The organism is Streptomyces sp. NPDC017056 (assembly GCF_044332485.1).
Taxonomy (GTDB): Bacteria; Actinomycetota; Actinomycetes; order Streptomycetales; family Streptomycetaceae; genus Streptomyces.
This window is the reverse complement of the sequence record NZ_JBIRPD010000008.1, coordinates 279,538-294,679: the sequence shown is the minus strand read 5'-3', so window position 1 is coordinate 294,679 and position 15,142 is coordinate 279,538. Positions and strand designations below refer to the sequence as shown.

The window sequence follows — 15,142 nt, the reverse complement described above, 5'->3', positions numbered from 1 at the left end:
AGTGGCATGTAGTCTCCCATGGTGAGACGGCATCGTTATGGACGGCTTCGGTGGGTATATCTGAGGGGTGGTCGTGCACAGATGTGCCCAGGAAATGTGGAGTACGGGAATTTGCCGTGACCGCTCTCGCGTGAACGGGGCGCGGTGAGACTCGCTGAGGTGTTTTACGTTCGTGCTTTTTAGCGCATTGCCTAGGGTGTTGATGCCCTCGCCGCGTCGGTCTGCACCGCCCTTGCACGCCTGCGAGCCCCCCCCCGCAGAGCGGCCCTTTGTCCTGCTCAAAAGCTGGTGCGACGCAGCTGAGATCTGCTTACTGAACGAAAGGGAAAATCTTGACCGAGACGTTTTCCGGTCGGAATGTAGAGATCGTCTGGCCCGACCTGGGTATCACCGTGACCGCGGAACTCGACGGTCGCAACGCCGAACTCGCCGACGCGCTGTGGGAGGCGTTGCCCTACCAGAGTCTGCAGGGACACGCGCTGGTGGCCGGACAGCACCTGTATCACGCGGCACCGATCCCGTCGCTGCTGCACCTGTCCGCGTCCACCCGGATCGCGGACCGGCGCGAGGCGCCCGACGGGACCGTATTCTGCTCCGCGCTACAGCACTTAGGCATAAAGTACGGCACGTTGACCGAGCCGATGCCGGCATCCCCGGTGGGGCGTATCCGGCAGGAGGATATGTCCGCACTGCTGGAGGCCGGGCAGGCGGTCTGGGATTCGGTCTATTCGACGAAGAAGCCGATCCTGGTGGAGGTACGCAAGGCGGGGTCCGAAGGCGGCCACCGTATTCCGCGGCTGACCGCCGCGGATTCCGAAGCGAACCGTCTCATCCACGACGTGTACACCGCGACCGAGCGGGCTTGGCTGTCCCCGCCACAGGAGCTCGCCGATCTCCACGAGGGGGTAATTCCCTCCGGGGCGGGGAGCTTCGAGACGGTGTTGCCCACGCTGCTGTTCGTCAACGGTGAGACCCGTCCGCTGGGGTATGCCACCTACGGCGGTCTGGTCCGGGCCGCCGTCCAGGGCATGCCGATCGATTCCTTGCGTCACATGACGCGCCTGCTGGTCGGTATTCCGGCCGAGTTCCTGGGCTACTGCGGCCTGGAGCAGCTGTGGAGTTTCACCCAGCGCTTCCTGGCCTGCCTCGACCGGCTCGACCGCGACGATTTCCTGAGCGTGACGAGCCAACTGGCGCTCTACGTCAACTGTCTGGGTGGTTGGAACCTGCATCTGTACCCATGGGACGCCGGAGACCACCTGCGCCAGCTGCGCCCCGACGAAACGGTCGGCCAGTCGTGAGCCGACTGCCCGAACGCACGGACGTCGTCGTCATCGGCGGGGGCGTCATCGGCGCCTCGACTGCGTGCCGGCTCGCCGAGGCGGGCGTCGGTACCGTCCTGCTGGAGCGTGGCGCACTCGGATCGGGATCGTCCGGGACCACCGCGGGCGTTGTGCGTACCTACTTCCCCGGCAACGCGCTCATCAGCGGCCTTGCCGTCCGGAGCCTGGCGGATTACCAGGCGCTCACCGAACGGACCGGAACCGACCTCGGGTTGCGGCGTATCGGCCTGCTCGTGCTGTTCACCGACGAACAGCAAGTGCGGGACTTCCGGCACACCCAAGCCGCCCAGCATGCGGCCGGAGTGGACGTCGAACTCGTGACCGCTGCCGAGGCGGCGCGGCTCAACCCGCTGGTGGACGAGCGAGCCATCCTGGCGGCAGCCTGGTCGCCCGAGGCTTATGCCTGCGATCCCGCCGCGATCGTGCGCGGCTATGCCACAGCCGCCCGGCAGGCCGGCGCCGTCCTGCGTACGGAAACACCCGTCACCGGCATCGACCCGGACGGGCGGGTCCACACGCCCGCGGGCAGCATCCGCGCCGACACCATCGTCTGCGCGGCAGGCCCCTGGGCGGGCACGGTCGCCGCCATGGCGGACGTGCGCCTGCCGGTGACCACGTATCCCGTCGAAATGCTCCTGACCGGCGCACCCGACGGTGCCCCGCGCACCCCGCTGCCGATGACCATGCACCCGTCCAGCCTGCGGATTCGAAGCTGGGGAGACCGCATCCTGGTCGGGATGGGCCGCCCCGCTCCGGACGAAACCCGGCAGGCGTGGCTGCAACGAGTGTCGGACCACCTCGGTACGGCCTTCCCGGCCCTCGCCGGCAATCGCCTTGAACACGGGTGGAGCGGGAACCTCGATGTCAGTCCGGACGGTATGGCGTTCATCGGCCGCGATCACTCCCGTCCGTTCCTCTACGCGGCCGGCTTCTCCGGCCAGGGACTGTGCCAGGCACCTGCCGCCGGAGAGATCATCCGAGACCTCGTGCTCGGCAAGGAGTCCTGGACCCAAACGGCCGGCCTCTCCACCGCCCGCTGCCCCGGTCTTTCGGCGCAGACCGGGTAGCTCGTGCCGGCGGTGCGGTGGCGCCGCTGCAACGCATTTGTTCCATTCATTCGGGAGGGAAATCCATGGTCGAGCGCACTGGCGGAGAGTTCGTTCGGGAGATGATGCGGTGGCACTTCAGTCCGGAGACCGGGTCACCGTTCTGGCTGGAACGGGCCGAGCGCCTCGGCTTCGACCCGCTGACCGACGTCCGGGAATTCGAGGATCTCGGCTTGTTTCCCAACGTGGTGGACGAGCTGCGCGATGTCGGCGTCCGTGAGCTGATCCCGCGTGGCTACGGTGACGAGCACAAGGCGTCCGTCTACGAGAGCGGCGGCACCACAGGGCAGCCCAAGCGCGTGACGTACGCCGCTGAATGGCACCGGAGCAGCGTCGAATGGTTCAGTGAGCGACTGGACGCCCACGGCGTGCCCCGAAACGTCGACTGGCTCAGCGCGGTGCCCACCGGGCCGCACAATGTCGGAGCGATGGCGGTCGACACCGCGATGATCCGGGGCGGGCTGAACTTCAGCATCGATCTGGACCCGCGATGGGTGAAGAAGCTGCTCGCGGACGGCCGGACGGACGTGGCCGACGCCTACACCGATCACCTCATCGAACAGGTCGGGCACATCCTCACCAGCCAGGATGTGGGCGTCCTCTTCGCCACCCCGCCGATGCTGGAGCGCCTCGCACAGCACGACGACCTGGTCGAGTCGGTGTACCGGAAGGTACGCGCAATCATCTGGGGCGGTACGCACCTGGACGCCGACACCCGGGACCTGCTGCGCGACGAGGTGTTCCCAAGCGCCAAGTTCGTCGGCGGATATGGCGGCACGATGATGCTGGGGACATCGGTGGAGCGGCCCGGCCTCGGTGACGACGAGCCCTGCGTGTTCGACCCCTTCGCTCCGTACACCACGTTCCGGGTGATCGACCCCGACACCGGCCAGGCCGTTCCGTACGGCGAGCGCGGTCAGATCGTCGTGCATCACATGAGCCGGACCGCCCTGCTGGTCAACAATGTCGAGCGGGATTACGCAACCCGGAGCGCGCCGGTGGACGGCGGCTTCGGCGATTCGGTCGCGGACGTCGCACCCGTGGCGTCCTTCGGCGATACGAAGGTGATCGAGGGCGTGTACTGATGTTGTCCCTGGACGTTCTCGGCCCTGGCGGTCCCTACCGGTCCCGGCGCCAGGAGAGCATTCGAGATATCGGCGGAAACCCGGTCGCGACGCTGAGTCTCGCACCCTCGCTCTACATCACCCGCGCGATAAAAGCCCTGCGCCGAGCGCCGGCGCTACCCGTCGACACACGGATCGCGGCGTTCGCAGCGGCGGGCCGGGCTTTCGCCACGCAGCCGGTCGCGGGACTGACACCGGAGGAATACCAGCACACCGTCAGCGCGACCACCGGGATACCGATCACGGTGGTGCGCAATGCCACCGAGGATATAGCGCGGGCCGCCGGGCAGGTCCACCGCACCGTGGAGAACGCGCGGCCGGCCGCCGCCGTCGGTTCGTGGCGCGACCCGCGGACCCGGGGCGGTGCGGCGGTATGGACGCGGCGCGGTGAGGTATTCGCCGTCCACGCGGCGGGCAATCACCCCGCGGTGCACCAGGGCTGGTTCGATGCCCTCGCGCTCGGTTACCGCGTTGCCGTGCGCCCCTCCCGGCGTGAGCCGTTCACCCCGCACCGGCTGATCACTGCCCTGCGCGAGGCCGGTTTCGGCGACGAGGGAATCGCGTTGCTGCCCTCCGACCACAAGGTGGCCGACGACATCCTGAGGCACGCCGACTTCGGAATGGTGTACGGCGGTGCGGATGTCGTGGGCAAATATGCGGGCGACGGACGCATTCTGCCGCAGGGCCCCGGGCGCTCGAAGATACTCGTCACCGCCGAAACCGATTGGGAGCCGATCGTCGACACCATCGTGGAGTCGATCAGCGGCGGCGGGGGCGTCGGCTGCGTCAACGCCACCGGCGTACTGGTCGAGGGCGACCCTTCCCCCGTGGCCGCGGCGATCGCCGAACGCCTCGCCGCGCTGCCCAGCCTTCCCGCGACGGACGAACGCGCGGTCCTGCCCGTGATGCCCGTCGATCCCGCCCGCCGGTGGGAGAAGTACCTGCGGCAGCGGGCAGAAGGCACCAGGGCGTGGCTCGGCGGTGACGGAATCGTCGGTGATCTCGGTGACGGTTCCGCGGTGCTCAGGCCGGCGGTGCACCAGCTCGACAGCCCGTTCGCCGAACAGCTCGGGATGGAATTGGGCTTCCCCTGCGCGTGGGTCGCGCCGTGGGACCGCGACGCCGGAATCCGGCCGCTGCGCGGCACCCTCGTCCTCACTGCCGTCACCACCGACGAAAACCTGATCGAGGAATTGGTGGCCGAGCCGACCATCGCCAATGTCTACGTCGGTGACCATCCGACCCCGTGGATGGAGCACGGACTGCCGCACGACGGCTACCTCGCCGAATTCCTCATGCGCACCAAGACGATTCGACGCTGACCGAGGAGGGCGCTGCGCCGGGCAGCGCCCTCCTCGGCTGCCGGGGTCACCGGTTGTCCGCCAAGTGCGACGTGTCGTTCAGCAATCGCACCGACACATTCCCGTCCCCGTAATAGGCCACGGCCGACAGCGAGGCCGCCGACAGCTCCATCCGGAACAGCGACTCGGGCGGCGCGCCCAGCGCCAGCCGGACCAGCGTCCGCAACACCCCGACATGCGAGACGACCAGCACCGCCTGTCCCGCGTGCCGCGCCAGGAGCCGGTCCCGCGAGAGTGCGGCCCGGCGCGCAACCGAGGCGAAGGTCTCCCCGGTTCCGCCCGGAACCGCCGCCGGAGAGGCGCGCCACGCTGCCAGCTCGTCCGGGTAGCGCTCGCCCACCTCGGCGAACGTAAGCCCCTCCCAGACGCCGAAATCAGCCTCGGTGAGCCCTTCGTCAATGTCGACTTCCAGGCCCAGCCCCCGTGCCGCTGCCTCGGCCGTCTGCCGGGCTCGGCGCAGCGGTGAGGACACCACCGCCTGCACCGCGCCACGCGCCACGAGCGTTCTCGCGACGGCCTCCGCCTGCCGTCGTCCGGTCTCCGACAATTCCGGGTCGGAGCCGCCGCTGCCGGACAGCCGCTTCTCCGGTGTCAAAGCCGTCTCACCGTGGCGTAGCAGGAAAAGGGTCGTGGGGGTGGCCTGTCCGGCGCGCGCGCAATTCACGCCGACCGTTTCACGACCGGTTCCGGAGCCGATAAGAATCGGGTCACCCCTTTCGATCGGAGCCCCCGTCGCCGGCGGCACTGGGGCGAAATGTGTGGTTCAGCGAAGTGCGGCGATGACCGGCGCGAAGTTCTCCATGTTGTATTCCATGACCGTGAAGTAGGTGAAGCCGTAGCGTTCGCGGCGTTCCTTGAGTTGTTGCGCCATCTCCGCCGGGGTGCCGATCAGCACACTGGGCAGTTCCTCGGGGCTGTGCTCGGCGTCGGGCGGCAGCGGCTCGAACCTGTCGGGTACCGTGGCGCGTTCGGCGGGCGGAATCACCTGCTGCACCAGGAGATTCAGCTCCACGGCGTCGGCACGGTCACCGAGGAGACCGCGCACGTAGGCGACCCGTTCTTCCGTCTGCGCGACTCCGGCCAGATGGAGTTCGTCACCGGTGCTGCTGGCCCAGCCTCCGGGGAAGGCGATGATGTCGGCGTGCGCGGCGGCCAGCCGCAGCAGCCGGTCGCCCCAGCCGGCCATCAGCAGCGGCGGCCCGGACGGCTGGGCCGGACGCGGCTGGTATTCCGTGTCCGCGAACAGGCGGCGCAACGTGGTGACGGTCTGTTCCAGCTGTTCGACCCGTCTTCCGCCGCTGCGGAACGGTATCCCCGCGGTGTCGAACTCGGCCTTCACGTAGCCCGCGCCGAGCCCGAGTTCCATACGCCCGTCGACGAATTGGTCGGTGCTCGCCACGTCCCGCGCGAGGAGGGCGGGGTTGTAGAACGGCGTGTTCAACACGAACGTGCTCAGCCGCACCCGTTCGGTCATTTCGGCTGCGAGCACCATTGCCGGGAACGGAGCGGAGAACTCCAGGTGATCAGCCACTCCGACCACGTCGAAACCGAGTTCCTCGGCCCTGCGGCACTTCGCGCTCCACTCGCGTCGCGAACCGGGAACGAACATGTTGACACCGAAGCGGAAGGGGCGCTGTGAAGGCATTGTGCTTGTATACCATGCGATGATTCCCGCGTCATTCCGCCGAGTGGGACGACATTATTTCCCTCAGTTATCCATTGAAGTTCCCTCGGAAACGTCGTAGTTGCGGTATGTGACCACCGCAGGCGTCATGACCGAGGCCGGCCGTCTCCCACCCGCACCAGCCCCAGCTCGTAAGCCATGATCACGGCCTGCGCCCGGTCCCGCAGCTCCAGCTTCGCGAACAGCCGGTTGATGTGGGTCTTCACGGTGTGATCGGTGATCGTGAGCCGGCTTGCGATCTCCGTATTGGACAGTCCCCGGGCGATCAAGGTGAGTACCTCCGCCTCACGCGCCGTGAGCTCGCCCACGGAGTGGACCGGCAGCCGCGATGTCCGCGTATGTACGAACTCGCCGATCACCCGCTTGGTGATCTCGGGGGAGAGGAGCGCGTTCCCGGCCGCCACCACGCGGACCGCGTGCAGCAGTTCGGGAAAGGTGGCGTCTTTGAGCAGGAAGCCGCTCGCCCCGGCCGCGAGCGCGTCGTACACGTACTCGTCGAGGCCGAAGGTCGTCAGCATCAGGACCTTCGTCGTGCCCTCGGACCCGGCCAGAATCTCGCGGGCCGCCTCGATGCCGTTCTTGTGCGGCATCCGGATGTCGAGGAGCGCGAGATCGGGCCGGGTCTCGGCGGCGACGCGTACCGCCTGCACACCGTCTTCGGCCTCGCCCACGACCTCGATGTCCTCCTGAGTGCCGAGGAGGTTCACGAAGCCGGTACGGACGACCGCCTGGTCGTCGGCGACCAGAGCCCTGATCACATGCAACTCCTTCTCCGTGCCGATCATCCGGTTCCCCAGGGAAGCTCCGCCTCCACCAGGAAACCTCCGTCCGGGCCCGCGCCCGCGCTGAGCCGGCCGCCGACCAAAGCCGCCCGCTCCCGCATCCCGGTCAGGCCGTGGCCCGCGCCGGGGCCCGGACCGGGACCCGGGCCCGGGCCGTCGTCGTGGATGCGTAGCGTGAGCAGCCGGTCGGCGCCGTAGTCGATCTCCACAACGGTACGGGCGTCGGGCGCGTGCTTGCGCGCGTTGGTCAGCGCCTCCTGGGTGATCCGGTAGGCGGACAGCTCCCACGCGGCGGGCAGCTGCACCCGTTCCCCGGTGACCCTCAGCTCGGCCTTGCCGCCCACCGCCCGGTGTTGTTCGACGAGTTCGGCGAGGTGGTCGAGGGTCGGCTGCGGAGCGGTGAGGGCCGTGTCCCCCTGGCCCTGGGGGGTGCGCAGGACTCCGAGGAGGCGGCGCAGCTCGGCCATCGAGGCACGGGCGGTGCCGGCGATCTGCTGGAAGCCGTCGCGGGCCTCGGGGGTGAGTCCGGGGGTGGTGTACGTGGCGCTCTCGGCCTGCACGGCGATCATCGACACCGAGTGCGAGACGATGTCGTGCAGCTCACGGGCGATGGCGGCCCGCTCGGCCTCGGCGGCCTGCTGCCGTTCCATGGCGATCAACTGGGCCTGGGCCAGGCTTCGCTCCCTGCGGGTCTCCTCCCGCGAACGTACCGCGTCACCCATCATCACGGCCCCGAAGATGACCACGGTCAGCAGGAGCGACTCGGCGAACAGGCTGAGCGAGCCCTTCTCCCAGAGCGCGGGCACCGGCAGGTCCATCCGCGACCAGGTGTTGATGTGCACCAGGTTCACGCACAGGGCCCCGAGCGCGGCGCCCGCGACGGTCACCACGGGGTGCAGTACCCGTTTGCGGCCCAGGGTGTAGCAGCCGATCAGTCCGCTCGCCATGATCGAGACGTACAGGTTGACGTCTCCGGCGAACCCGAGCAGCCCCGCGGCGACCGTGAGCACCGCGACGGGCGGGAACGACCGCCGCCACATCAGCGAGGCGGAGGAGACGAGGACCCCGATCGTGGTGGTCACGGATCCGGGAATGGCGATCAGCTCCGCCACGGCGCCGGCGGTCAGGGCGCCGCCGGTGACCCAGGGGTAGGCGGGCGCGGCGATGCGGGCGCGGAACCGCTGTTTGAGGGACGTACTCATGCGTCCATGGTCCGTGCCGGCGCGGGTGCGCGCGTCGCCGTACGGGTTGAGCCTGCGGCCGGATGTCATGCCACGGGTTGAGTCCCGGGTCCGGAGCCTCGGTTGACGCTCTCCGGCCTGCGGCTTCCTACCGTCGATGGGCATGGCGAAGAGGCGTGAACGGTACGTGCGGGATATTCGGTATGCAGCTCGCGAACGGTATGTTTGGGCCGGCTGCGCGGTCGTCGCGCTGATGCTCGCCCTGGCCTCGGACCTCGGGCCGCACCGGGTGTGGGGGGTGGTAGCGGGGGCGGGCTATGCGGTAGCGGCGGTGCTGGCGTGCGGTGCGCGCTCCCGGCCTGCCGCCCGGGTGGCCGCGGTGGCGGGGGCCGTCGTGGTGCCGCTCGTCTCGCTGGTGACGGCCGGGCTCGGGCAGCTGGAGGTCACGGTCGTCGAGCGGTCGGGGCAGCTGCTGCTCACGACCGGCAGCCCGTACGTCACCGCCCCCGCGGCCGTCGCCGAATTCAACCCTTACCTGCCGGGGATGGCGCTCTTCGGTGTGCTGCCAGGGGATGCGCGCTGGTGGCTGGGCGGCGCATTCGTGGCGGCCCTCGCCGCGGCCGGCCTGTACCGAGCCTGGCTGCTCGCCTGCCCGCTGGTTGCGCTGCCCCTCGCGGTGGGCGGCATTGACCTTCCGGTCGTCGGCCTGATGTGCCTGGGCATCGTACTCGCCGGGCAGGGGCGGCCGGGCCGCGCGGGGCTGGCGCTCGGCGCCGCCGCCGCGCTCAAGTGGACGGCGTGGCCCGCGCTGCCCGTGGTGCTGGCGCTGATCGCGGTACGCCAGGGCGGCCGGCCCGCGCTGCGGTATGCGGCCGTGGCCCTGTCCACCGCAACGGCGGCGGTGCTGCCCTTCGTCTTCGCCAACCCCTCCGGCTTCTACCGGAGCGTCGTCGCCTTCCCCCTGGGCCTCACCGACACCACTTCGCCGGCCGCGAGCCCGCTGCCCGGCCATCTGCTCGCGACGTACGTCCCCGGCGGCAAGGTGATCGCGCTCGTGCTCCTCGCGGTGAGCGCGCTGCTGGTCGCGGTGTCACTGGTGGTGCGACCGCCGGGGACGGCAAGGGCGGCCGCCGCCCGGCTCGCGCTCGGACTGGGCCTGGCAACGGCCCTGATGCCCGCGACCCGTTTCGGCTACCTGGTCTACCCGCTGGTGCTCGGCGCGGTGGCGTACCGGATGCCGCGGCGCGGCAGCGCCACTGCCACCCCTGTCGCCCTTTCCCGAGAGAAGGCCCTCGTATGACGGACAACCCCCGCCCCCGCACGCTGATCGTCACCAACGACTTCCCGCCCAGGCAGGGTGGCATCGAGACCTTCGTCCGTGAACTGGCCGACCGCTTCCCACCCGGCGAGGTCGTCGTCTTCACCTCGGCGCCGCGCCCGGCCACGGCGGAGCCGACACCCCACGAGTCCTTCGCGTACCCGGTGATCCGCCACCGGGCACGCGCCCTCCTGCCCACCCTCCGGGCCACCGCGCACGCCGCGTCCGTGGCCCGCCGGTACGGCTGCGACCGGGTGTGGTTCGGCGCGGCGGCGCCGCTCGGCCTGATGGCGGGCCGACTGCGGCAGACGACGGACATCCGTACCGCCGTCGCCACCACGCACGGCCACGAGGTGTGGTGGGCCCGCACCCCCGGGGCCAGAGCCCTGCTGCGCCGCATCGGCAGGGAGGTCGACGCCCTCACCTGGCTGGGCGCGAGCACCCGCCGGCCGATCGAGGCGGCCCTCGCTCCGGGAACCCGCACCGCACGTCTGGTCCCCGGTGTGGACACCACGGCCTTCCACCCGTTCCTGGACGGTGGACCGGTGCGGGCCCGCTACGGCCTGGGCCGCCGCCCGGTGATCCTGTGCGCGGCCCGGCTGGTCCCGCGCAAGGGGCAGGACACCCTGATCAGGGCGCTGCCCTGGATTCGCAGGGCGGTCCCGGACGCCATGCTCCTCCTGGTCGGCGACGGTCCTTATGCCCCCGAGCTACGCCAACTCGCCTTGAGCGAGGGCGTCCGGGACTCGGTGGTCTTCGCGGGCGGTCACCCCCACCCCACCCTTCCCTCCTTCTACGCCGCAGCCGACGCCTTCGCCATGCCCTGCCGCACCCGCAGACACGGCCTGGAAATGGAGGGCCTGGGCATCGTCTACCTGGAGGCCGCCGCGTCCGGACTCCCCGTCGTGGCAGGCGACTCGGGCGGCGCCCCCGACGCGGTTCGCGACGGTGAGACCGGCCATGTCGTCGACGGCCGCTCGGTGGCGGCGACGGCGGACCGCCTGGTCAGGCTGCTCCGCAACCCCGGCCTCGCCCGCGAAATGGGCGAGAAGGGCCGCCACTGGGTCAGGACGGAATGGACCTGGGACCGCTCCTACGCGACGCTGGCGGGGTTGCTCCACCCGGCGGGAGACGAGGGCCGTGGTGGGGTCGGTGCCGGCGGGGACGTGTCGGCCACTGGCCACGAGGGTGAGGAGTTGCGCGTATATGGGCAGCGAGGTGACACCCGGCGGTGACGCCGTGGCCTGCGGTCGGCTGCCGTTGGGGGTGGTCGTCGCCGACGGTGACGGCCTGGTGTCGCACTGGAGCAGCGGGGCTGGCAGGCTGCTCGGCGTGGACCGGCAAGCGGCCGTCGAAAGCCCGCTGTTGGTACGGCTGCCCGTCTTCGCTCCCCAAGACGACGACACGGGCCGCGACTCCGGCGCTCCCGGGCTGTCCGGCGCGCTCCCCAAGGCGGCCGCGCTTCCCGAACTGGACTCCTGGCTCGCGGTCAAGAGCGCGGCCTACCCGAGGGCCGGACGCGCCGTCCTCGCCCGTCCGCGTGGCACGCCGGTCGGGCTGCTGTGGTGGGCCTACCCCCTGCTCGGCCCGGGGCCCGACCGGCTGTTGGTGCTGATCGCCGATGCCGACGCCGCCGTCGCGGCCGTGGGTGTCGGCGCGGCCGGGGAGCGGACCGGGGTCGCGTGCGGATTCGCCCGGCACACCACACTGCCCGGCGGCCGGGCGCTGGCACGACGGTTGCCGGACATCCTGCCCCGCATGGGCCCGGCCCGCGGCGCCCGCGTCGTCGCGCAGGTGCTGGAGTGGGGGTATCCGGTACTGGAGGTCAGCCGCCGCGAACGCGTGCCGATCACGGCGGACTGGGGCGTACCGAAGTACGTACGGCGCCGGGCCCGGAGGAGCGGGCCGCGCGGCGCGGCGGCGACGGGCCACGGGCCCGACCTGGAGCAGGCGGCCGTACGCGAGCGCCTGGAATTCCTCGACGAGGTCTCGGGCAGAATCGGTTCCTCGCTCGACCTGGAAGTCACCATCCGCGAGGTGACCAGCGCGGCCGTCCCCCGGTTCGCCGACTTCGCCGGCACCCACCTGCGCGCCCAGGTGCTCGCCGGGGACGCCTTTCCCGACGGGCCGCCCGACGTCACCACCGTCTGGCACCGGGTGTGGGTCGAACACGACGACGAGCCGGGCCGCTGGGACGACACCGTCCCGGTCGGCGAGGCCCTCGCCTTTCCCGAACACACCCCGTTCTTCCAGTGCATGGTCACCGGCGAGCCGGTACTGATCCCCTACATCGACGACGAACTGGGCGACCGGATCTCCGCCCAGTTCGAAAAGCGGGACCTGCGCCCCCTGATCAACGGCCGGTCCATCCTCATCGTGCCCCTCAAGGCCCGCCAAGTGGTGCTCGGCTTCATGGTGCTGCTGCGGCGCAACGACCGCGGGCAGTTCACCGACATGGACCGCAGCACCGGAGCGGAACTCGCCGCGCGCGCCGGGCTCGTGCTGGACAACGCCCGCATGTACACGTACCAGGAGAACATCGCCGAGACCCTCCAGGGCCGGCTGCTGCCGCACGTCGACCCCCACCCGCCCGGCTGCGACATCGCCACCCGCTACCTGCCGGGCACCCGGCAGGGCCGGGTGGGCGGCGACTGGTTCGACGTCATCGGCCTGCCCGGCTCCCGGCTGGCGCTGGTCGTGGGCGACGTCATGGGCCACGGTCTGCACTCGGCGGTCACGATGGGCCAGTTCCGTACGGCGGTGCAGACCCTCGCCGCCCTGGACCTGCCGCCCGCCCGGGTGCTGCGCCACCTCGACGACCTGGCGCGGCGGCTGGGCGAACGGTACCTGGCCACCTGCCTGTACGTCGTCTACGACCCGTCGGCTTCCCGGCTGCGCCTCGCCAACGCCGGCCACCTGCCGCCGGTCCTGGTACGGGCGTCGGACGGCGGCAGCGAGCTGCTGGACCTGCCGACCGGGGTGCCGATCGGCGTCGGCGGCGTGCCGTTCGAAACGGTCACCCGCGACGTGGTCCCCGGCGACCGCCTGGTGATGTGCACCGACGGCCTGGTGGAGGTGCGCGGCCAGGACATCGGCGACGGGCTCGCCGCCCTGTGCGAGAGCGCCGCCCACCCGGCCGCCTCCATGGACGACGCCTGCGACACGATCATCCGTGCGCTCGACCCGACGGGAGGGCGCAAGGACGACGTCGCCCTGCTGATGGCCCGGCTCAACGGCATCGGTCCGGCGCTCGCCGGAGCGTCGCCCGGGGCCTGCGGGCAGCGCCCGAGCCAGGAGTAAACGTTTGAGCGCGCCGCTTGCCGTACCGGTGCACCGGAGACAATCAAGAGCAGTAAGCCATCGCCGGTCCCGGGAGAGTGCATGGACGTGTCGGAGCGGTACCGCGAGTCGTGGGAGAGCTACTGGCGCGACACGCCGGACGCGCCGGGCGCCGCCATCTTCGACTGCGCCCCCGAACTGGCCGCCGCCGGGCACCTGCCGCTGCTGGCCCCCTACGCCGACGCGACGCTGCCCATCGTCGACCTGGGCTGCGGCACCGGCACCCAGACCCGCTACCTGGCCCGACACTTCCCCCGCGCCCTCGGCGTGGACCTCGCCGCGGCCGCCGTCGCCCACGCCCGGCGGGCCGACACCGGCCACCTGGCCGAGTTCGAGCAGCTGAACGCCGCCGACCACGACGCCGTCCGGCGCCTGCACGAACGGACCGGCGACACCAACGTCTACCTGCGCGCGGTGATCCACCAGAGCGAGCCGGACGCCCGCCCAGCGGTCGCCGCGGCGGTCGCGCCCCTGATCGGCTCCCGCGGGCGCGCCTTCGTCGTCGAACCGCTGGCACGCGCCAAGCAGCTCCTGGCGCACGCGGCCCAGGGCGCGGCAGGCCCGCCCCCGAAACTGGCCAGCATCTTCGACCACGGCCTGACCCCGGCCGAGGCGGACGACGCCGCCGTCCCCGGGTTCTTCCGCGACCTCGGCCTGACGGTGCTGGCGAGTGGCGAGACCGACCTGGTGATGACGGAACACCGCGCGGACGGCGTACGGATCGACCTGCCGGCCCAGTGGATGGTCCTCGGGCGCTGAGCGCCCGCTTCCGCATGCCCGGCCGCGGGGTGGCGTCCGCACGTCCGGCCGCGGGTTGGCGTCCGTACGTGCGCCGGTCGGGCGTAAGTACGGCGCTTTGGCGCGGAGTTGACGGTACGAGGGGCGGTTTTCGGTCGGGTGACAGCCGGGTGCTCCCCGGGTGCATCAACGCTTTCCCCACCCGGGCAGGCTCCCCGCCGACACTGTCCGGACCGTGCTGTACGGGGGTGCTGGTGGCACGCAACAACGACCTCGCGGCGGCTTTGCGCGATACCCGCGAAGCGCTCGGCAACGAGATCACCGAGCTGGGCCGGCGCCTGGACGACTCGCGGCGCGAAGTGCTGGACCACCTCACCACGGAAGTGGAGAGCCTGCGCGCGGACAGCCGCGAGACCCGCAGCCGTACCAGCCGCACCGCGGCCGTCGCCGAGGAGTCGCGGGAGACGCTGTCGGCGCTGCGGCAGGAGGTCTCCGACGTCCGGCAGGCGCTCGCCGCTCTGCAACAATCGCTGGACGCGCTCGCCCGGCACCCGGTGTTCCGCACCGAGCCGCCTGCCACGAAGGAGCCACCGCCGTTCCCCCCGCTCCAGAGCCTCGACGACGAAGAGGAGCCGACCGGGCACGAGGACGACGACGAAGTCACCCCCGACGACCTCTTCGACGACGACAGCGATACCGGCGGCACCGGACCCCAGCACGAGACGACGGAAGACGTCGACCACGGTGTGCTGCTGCTGAAAGCGGCCCAGACCGGCACGGTCGCCCTGGTCTGCCACCGCGAGGCATGGGAGTTCGTGGCCGGGTGCGCCGCGGACAACGAACACTTCCGCGCCACGGCCGAAGTCTCGGACGAGGGCGGCGGCAAGGTCCGCGCCGTCCTGTCCGGCCGCTCCGTCATCGGTACGCTCATCGCCTTGCGGCAGACCCGCGACACCAGGCACCTGGACGGCACCTGGGCGATGGCCGGCGCCTTCTACTCCCGTATCGCCGAGGGCCTGCGCACCACGGTCCGGGACGGGAACGGGCCCCTGACCGTCGTCTTCGACGACGGCGTGCACGACACGGAACCGGGCACCGGTGCCGGTCCCGCGGAGGAGGGCGGGGCCTGAGCCCTCACCCCCGGCGGGCGACACGCGGCGCGTGGG

Annotated in this window: 12 protein-coding genes and 1 pseudogene; 9 read left to right on the top strand and 4 right to left on the bottom strand. The window is 71.0% G+C overall.

What is annotated here, in order from left to right:
* Positions 1-332: 332 nt before the first annotated feature.
* The 4 genes from ACH4OW_RS17300 (at position 333) to ACH4OW_RS17285 (ending at position 4,895) form a co-directional block, all read left to right on the top strand.
* Positions 333-1,301 (top strand): hypothetical protein, encoded by a 969-nt coding sequence (locus ACH4OW_RS17300; RefSeq protein ID WP_398028552.1) that lies wholly within the window; start codon positions 333-335, stop codon positions 1,299-1,301.
* The gene (locus ACH4OW_RS17295) at positions 1,298-2,410 is read left to right on the top strand and encodes an NAD(P)/FAD-dependent oxidoreductase (protein ID WP_398028549.1); all 1,113 of its coding nucleotides are present in this window, start codon (positions 1,298-1,300) and stop codon (positions 2,408-2,410) included. The genes ACH4OW_RS17300 and ACH4OW_RS17295 overlap by 4 nt, the downstream gene beginning before the upstream one ends.
* A gap of 65 nt (positions 2,411-2,475) precedes the next feature.
* The gene (locus ACH4OW_RS17290) at positions 2,476-3,534 is read left to right on the top strand and encodes an AMP-binding protein (RefSeq protein ID WP_398028680.1); all 1,059 of its coding nucleotides are present in this window, start codon (positions 2,476-2,478) and stop codon (positions 3,532-3,534) included.
* Complete coding sequence (locus ACH4OW_RS17285) at positions 3,534-4,895, top strand: aldehyde dehydrogenase family protein (RefSeq protein ID WP_398028547.1); 1,362 nt, start codon at positions 3,534-3,536, stop codon at positions 4,893-4,895. The genes ACH4OW_RS17290 and ACH4OW_RS17285 overlap by 1 nt, the downstream gene beginning before the upstream one ends.
* Before the next feature lie 46 nt (positions 4,896-4,941).
* Here the strand turns inward: ACH4OW_RS17285 and ACH4OW_RS17280 are convergent.
* From ACH4OW_RS17280 to ACH4OW_RS17265, 4 genes and pseudogenes are all read right to left on the bottom strand, one after another.
* Positions 4,942-5,568 (bottom strand): annotated as a pseudogene (locus tag ACH4OW_RS17280) (histidine phosphatase family protein); the annotation flags it as partial.
* A gap of 129 nt (positions 5,569-5,697) precedes the next feature.
* On the bottom strand, positions 5,698-6,579 hold the full coding sequence (locus ACH4OW_RS17275; RefSeq protein ID WP_398028545.1) for an LLM class F420-dependent oxidoreductase: 882 nt from the start codon (positions 6,577-6,579) through the stop codon (positions 5,698-5,700).
* Between the two features lie 125 nt (positions 6,580-6,704).
* The gene (locus ACH4OW_RS17270; RefSeq protein WP_398028543.1) at positions 6,705-7,403 is read right to left on the bottom strand and encodes a response regulator; all 699 of its coding nucleotides are present in this window, start codon (positions 7,401-7,403) and stop codon (positions 6,705-6,707) included.
* Positions 7,400-8,602 carry a sensor histidine kinase gene (locus tag ACH4OW_RS17265; protein WP_398028541.1) on the bottom strand — a complete coding sequence of 401 codons (1,203 nt, stop codon included), beginning with the start codon at positions 8,600-8,602 and terminating at the stop codon, positions 7,400-7,402. The genes ACH4OW_RS17270 and ACH4OW_RS17265 overlap by 4 nt, the downstream gene beginning before the upstream one ends.
* A gap of 142 nt (positions 8,603-8,744) precedes the next feature.
* On the opposite strand from ACH4OW_RS17265, the gene ACH4OW_RS17260 reads away from it, so the two are divergent.
* The 5 genes from ACH4OW_RS17260 (at position 8,745) to ACH4OW_RS17240 (ending at position 15,106) form a co-directional block, all read left to right on the top strand.
* Complete coding sequence (locus tag ACH4OW_RS17260; RefSeq protein WP_398028539.1) at positions 8,745-9,881, top strand: glycosyltransferase 87 family protein; 1,137 nt, start codon at positions 8,745-8,747, stop codon at positions 9,879-9,881.
* Entirely contained in the window at positions 9,878-11,134 is a 1,257-nt protein-coding gene (locus tag ACH4OW_RS17255; protein WP_398028537.1) for a glycosyltransferase family 4 protein, read from the top strand. Before ACH4OW_RS17260 ends, ACH4OW_RS17255 begins: the two co-directional genes overlap by 4 nt.
* Positions 11,106-13,199: a SpoIIE family protein phosphatase gene (locus ACH4OW_RS17250; RefSeq protein WP_398028535.1), complete on the top strand. Its 2,094-nt coding sequence runs from the start codon at positions 11,106-11,108 to the stop codon at positions 13,197-13,199. The genes ACH4OW_RS17255 and ACH4OW_RS17250 overlap by 29 nt, the downstream gene beginning before the upstream one ends.
* Positions 13,200-13,280: 81 nt before the next feature.
* The gene (locus ACH4OW_RS17245; RefSeq protein ID WP_398028533.1) at positions 13,281-13,997 is read left to right on the top strand and encodes a methyltransferase domain-containing protein; all 717 of its coding nucleotides are present in this window, start codon (positions 13,281-13,283) and stop codon (positions 13,995-13,997) included.
* A gap of 233 nt (positions 13,998-14,230) precedes the next feature.
* Positions 14,231-15,106, top strand: a complete 876-nt coding sequence (locus ACH4OW_RS17240; RefSeq protein ID WP_398028531.1) for a hypothetical protein — start codon at positions 14,231-14,233, stop codon at positions 15,104-15,106.
* The last annotated feature ends 36 nt before the right edge of the window (positions 15,107-15,142 follow it).

Bases quoted from the DNA above. Each gene is read 5' to 3' on its own strand.
- ACH4OW_RS17255 (WP_398028537.1), top strand. From the start codon at position 9,878: ATGACGGACAACCCCCGCCCCCGCACGCTGATCGTCACCAACGACTTC.
- ACH4OW_RS17270 (WP_398028543.1), bottom strand. From the start codon at position 7,403: ATGATCGGCACGGAGAAGGAGTTGCATGTGATCAGGGCTCTGGTCGCC.
- ACH4OW_RS17265 (WP_398028541.1), bottom strand. From the start codon at position 8,602: ATGAGTACGTCCCTCAAACAGCGGTTCCGCGCCCGCATCGCCGCGCCC.
- ACH4OW_RS17260 (WP_398028539.1), top strand. From the start codon at position 8,745: ATGGCGAAGAGGCGTGAACGGTACGTGCGGGATATTCGGTATGCAGCT.
- ACH4OW_RS17275 (WP_398028545.1), bottom strand. From the start codon at position 6,579: ATGCCTTCACAGCGCCCCTTCCGCTTCGGTGTCAACATGTTCGTTCCC.
- ACH4OW_RS17285 (WP_398028547.1), top strand. From the start codon at position 3,534: ATGTTGTCCCTGGACGTTCTCGGCCCTGGCGGTCCCTACCGGTCCCGG.
- ACH4OW_RS17290 (WP_398028680.1), top strand. From the start codon at position 2,476: ATGGTCGAGCGCACTGGCGGAGAGTTCGTTCGGGAGATGATGCGGTGG.
- ACH4OW_RS17250 (WP_398028535.1), top strand. From the start codon at position 11,106: ATGGGCAGCGAGGTGACACCCGGCGGTGACGCCGTGGCCTGCGGTCGG.
- ACH4OW_RS17245 (WP_398028533.1), top strand. From the start codon at position 13,281: ATGGACGTGTCGGAGCGGTACCGCGAGTCGTGGGAGAGCTACTGGCGC.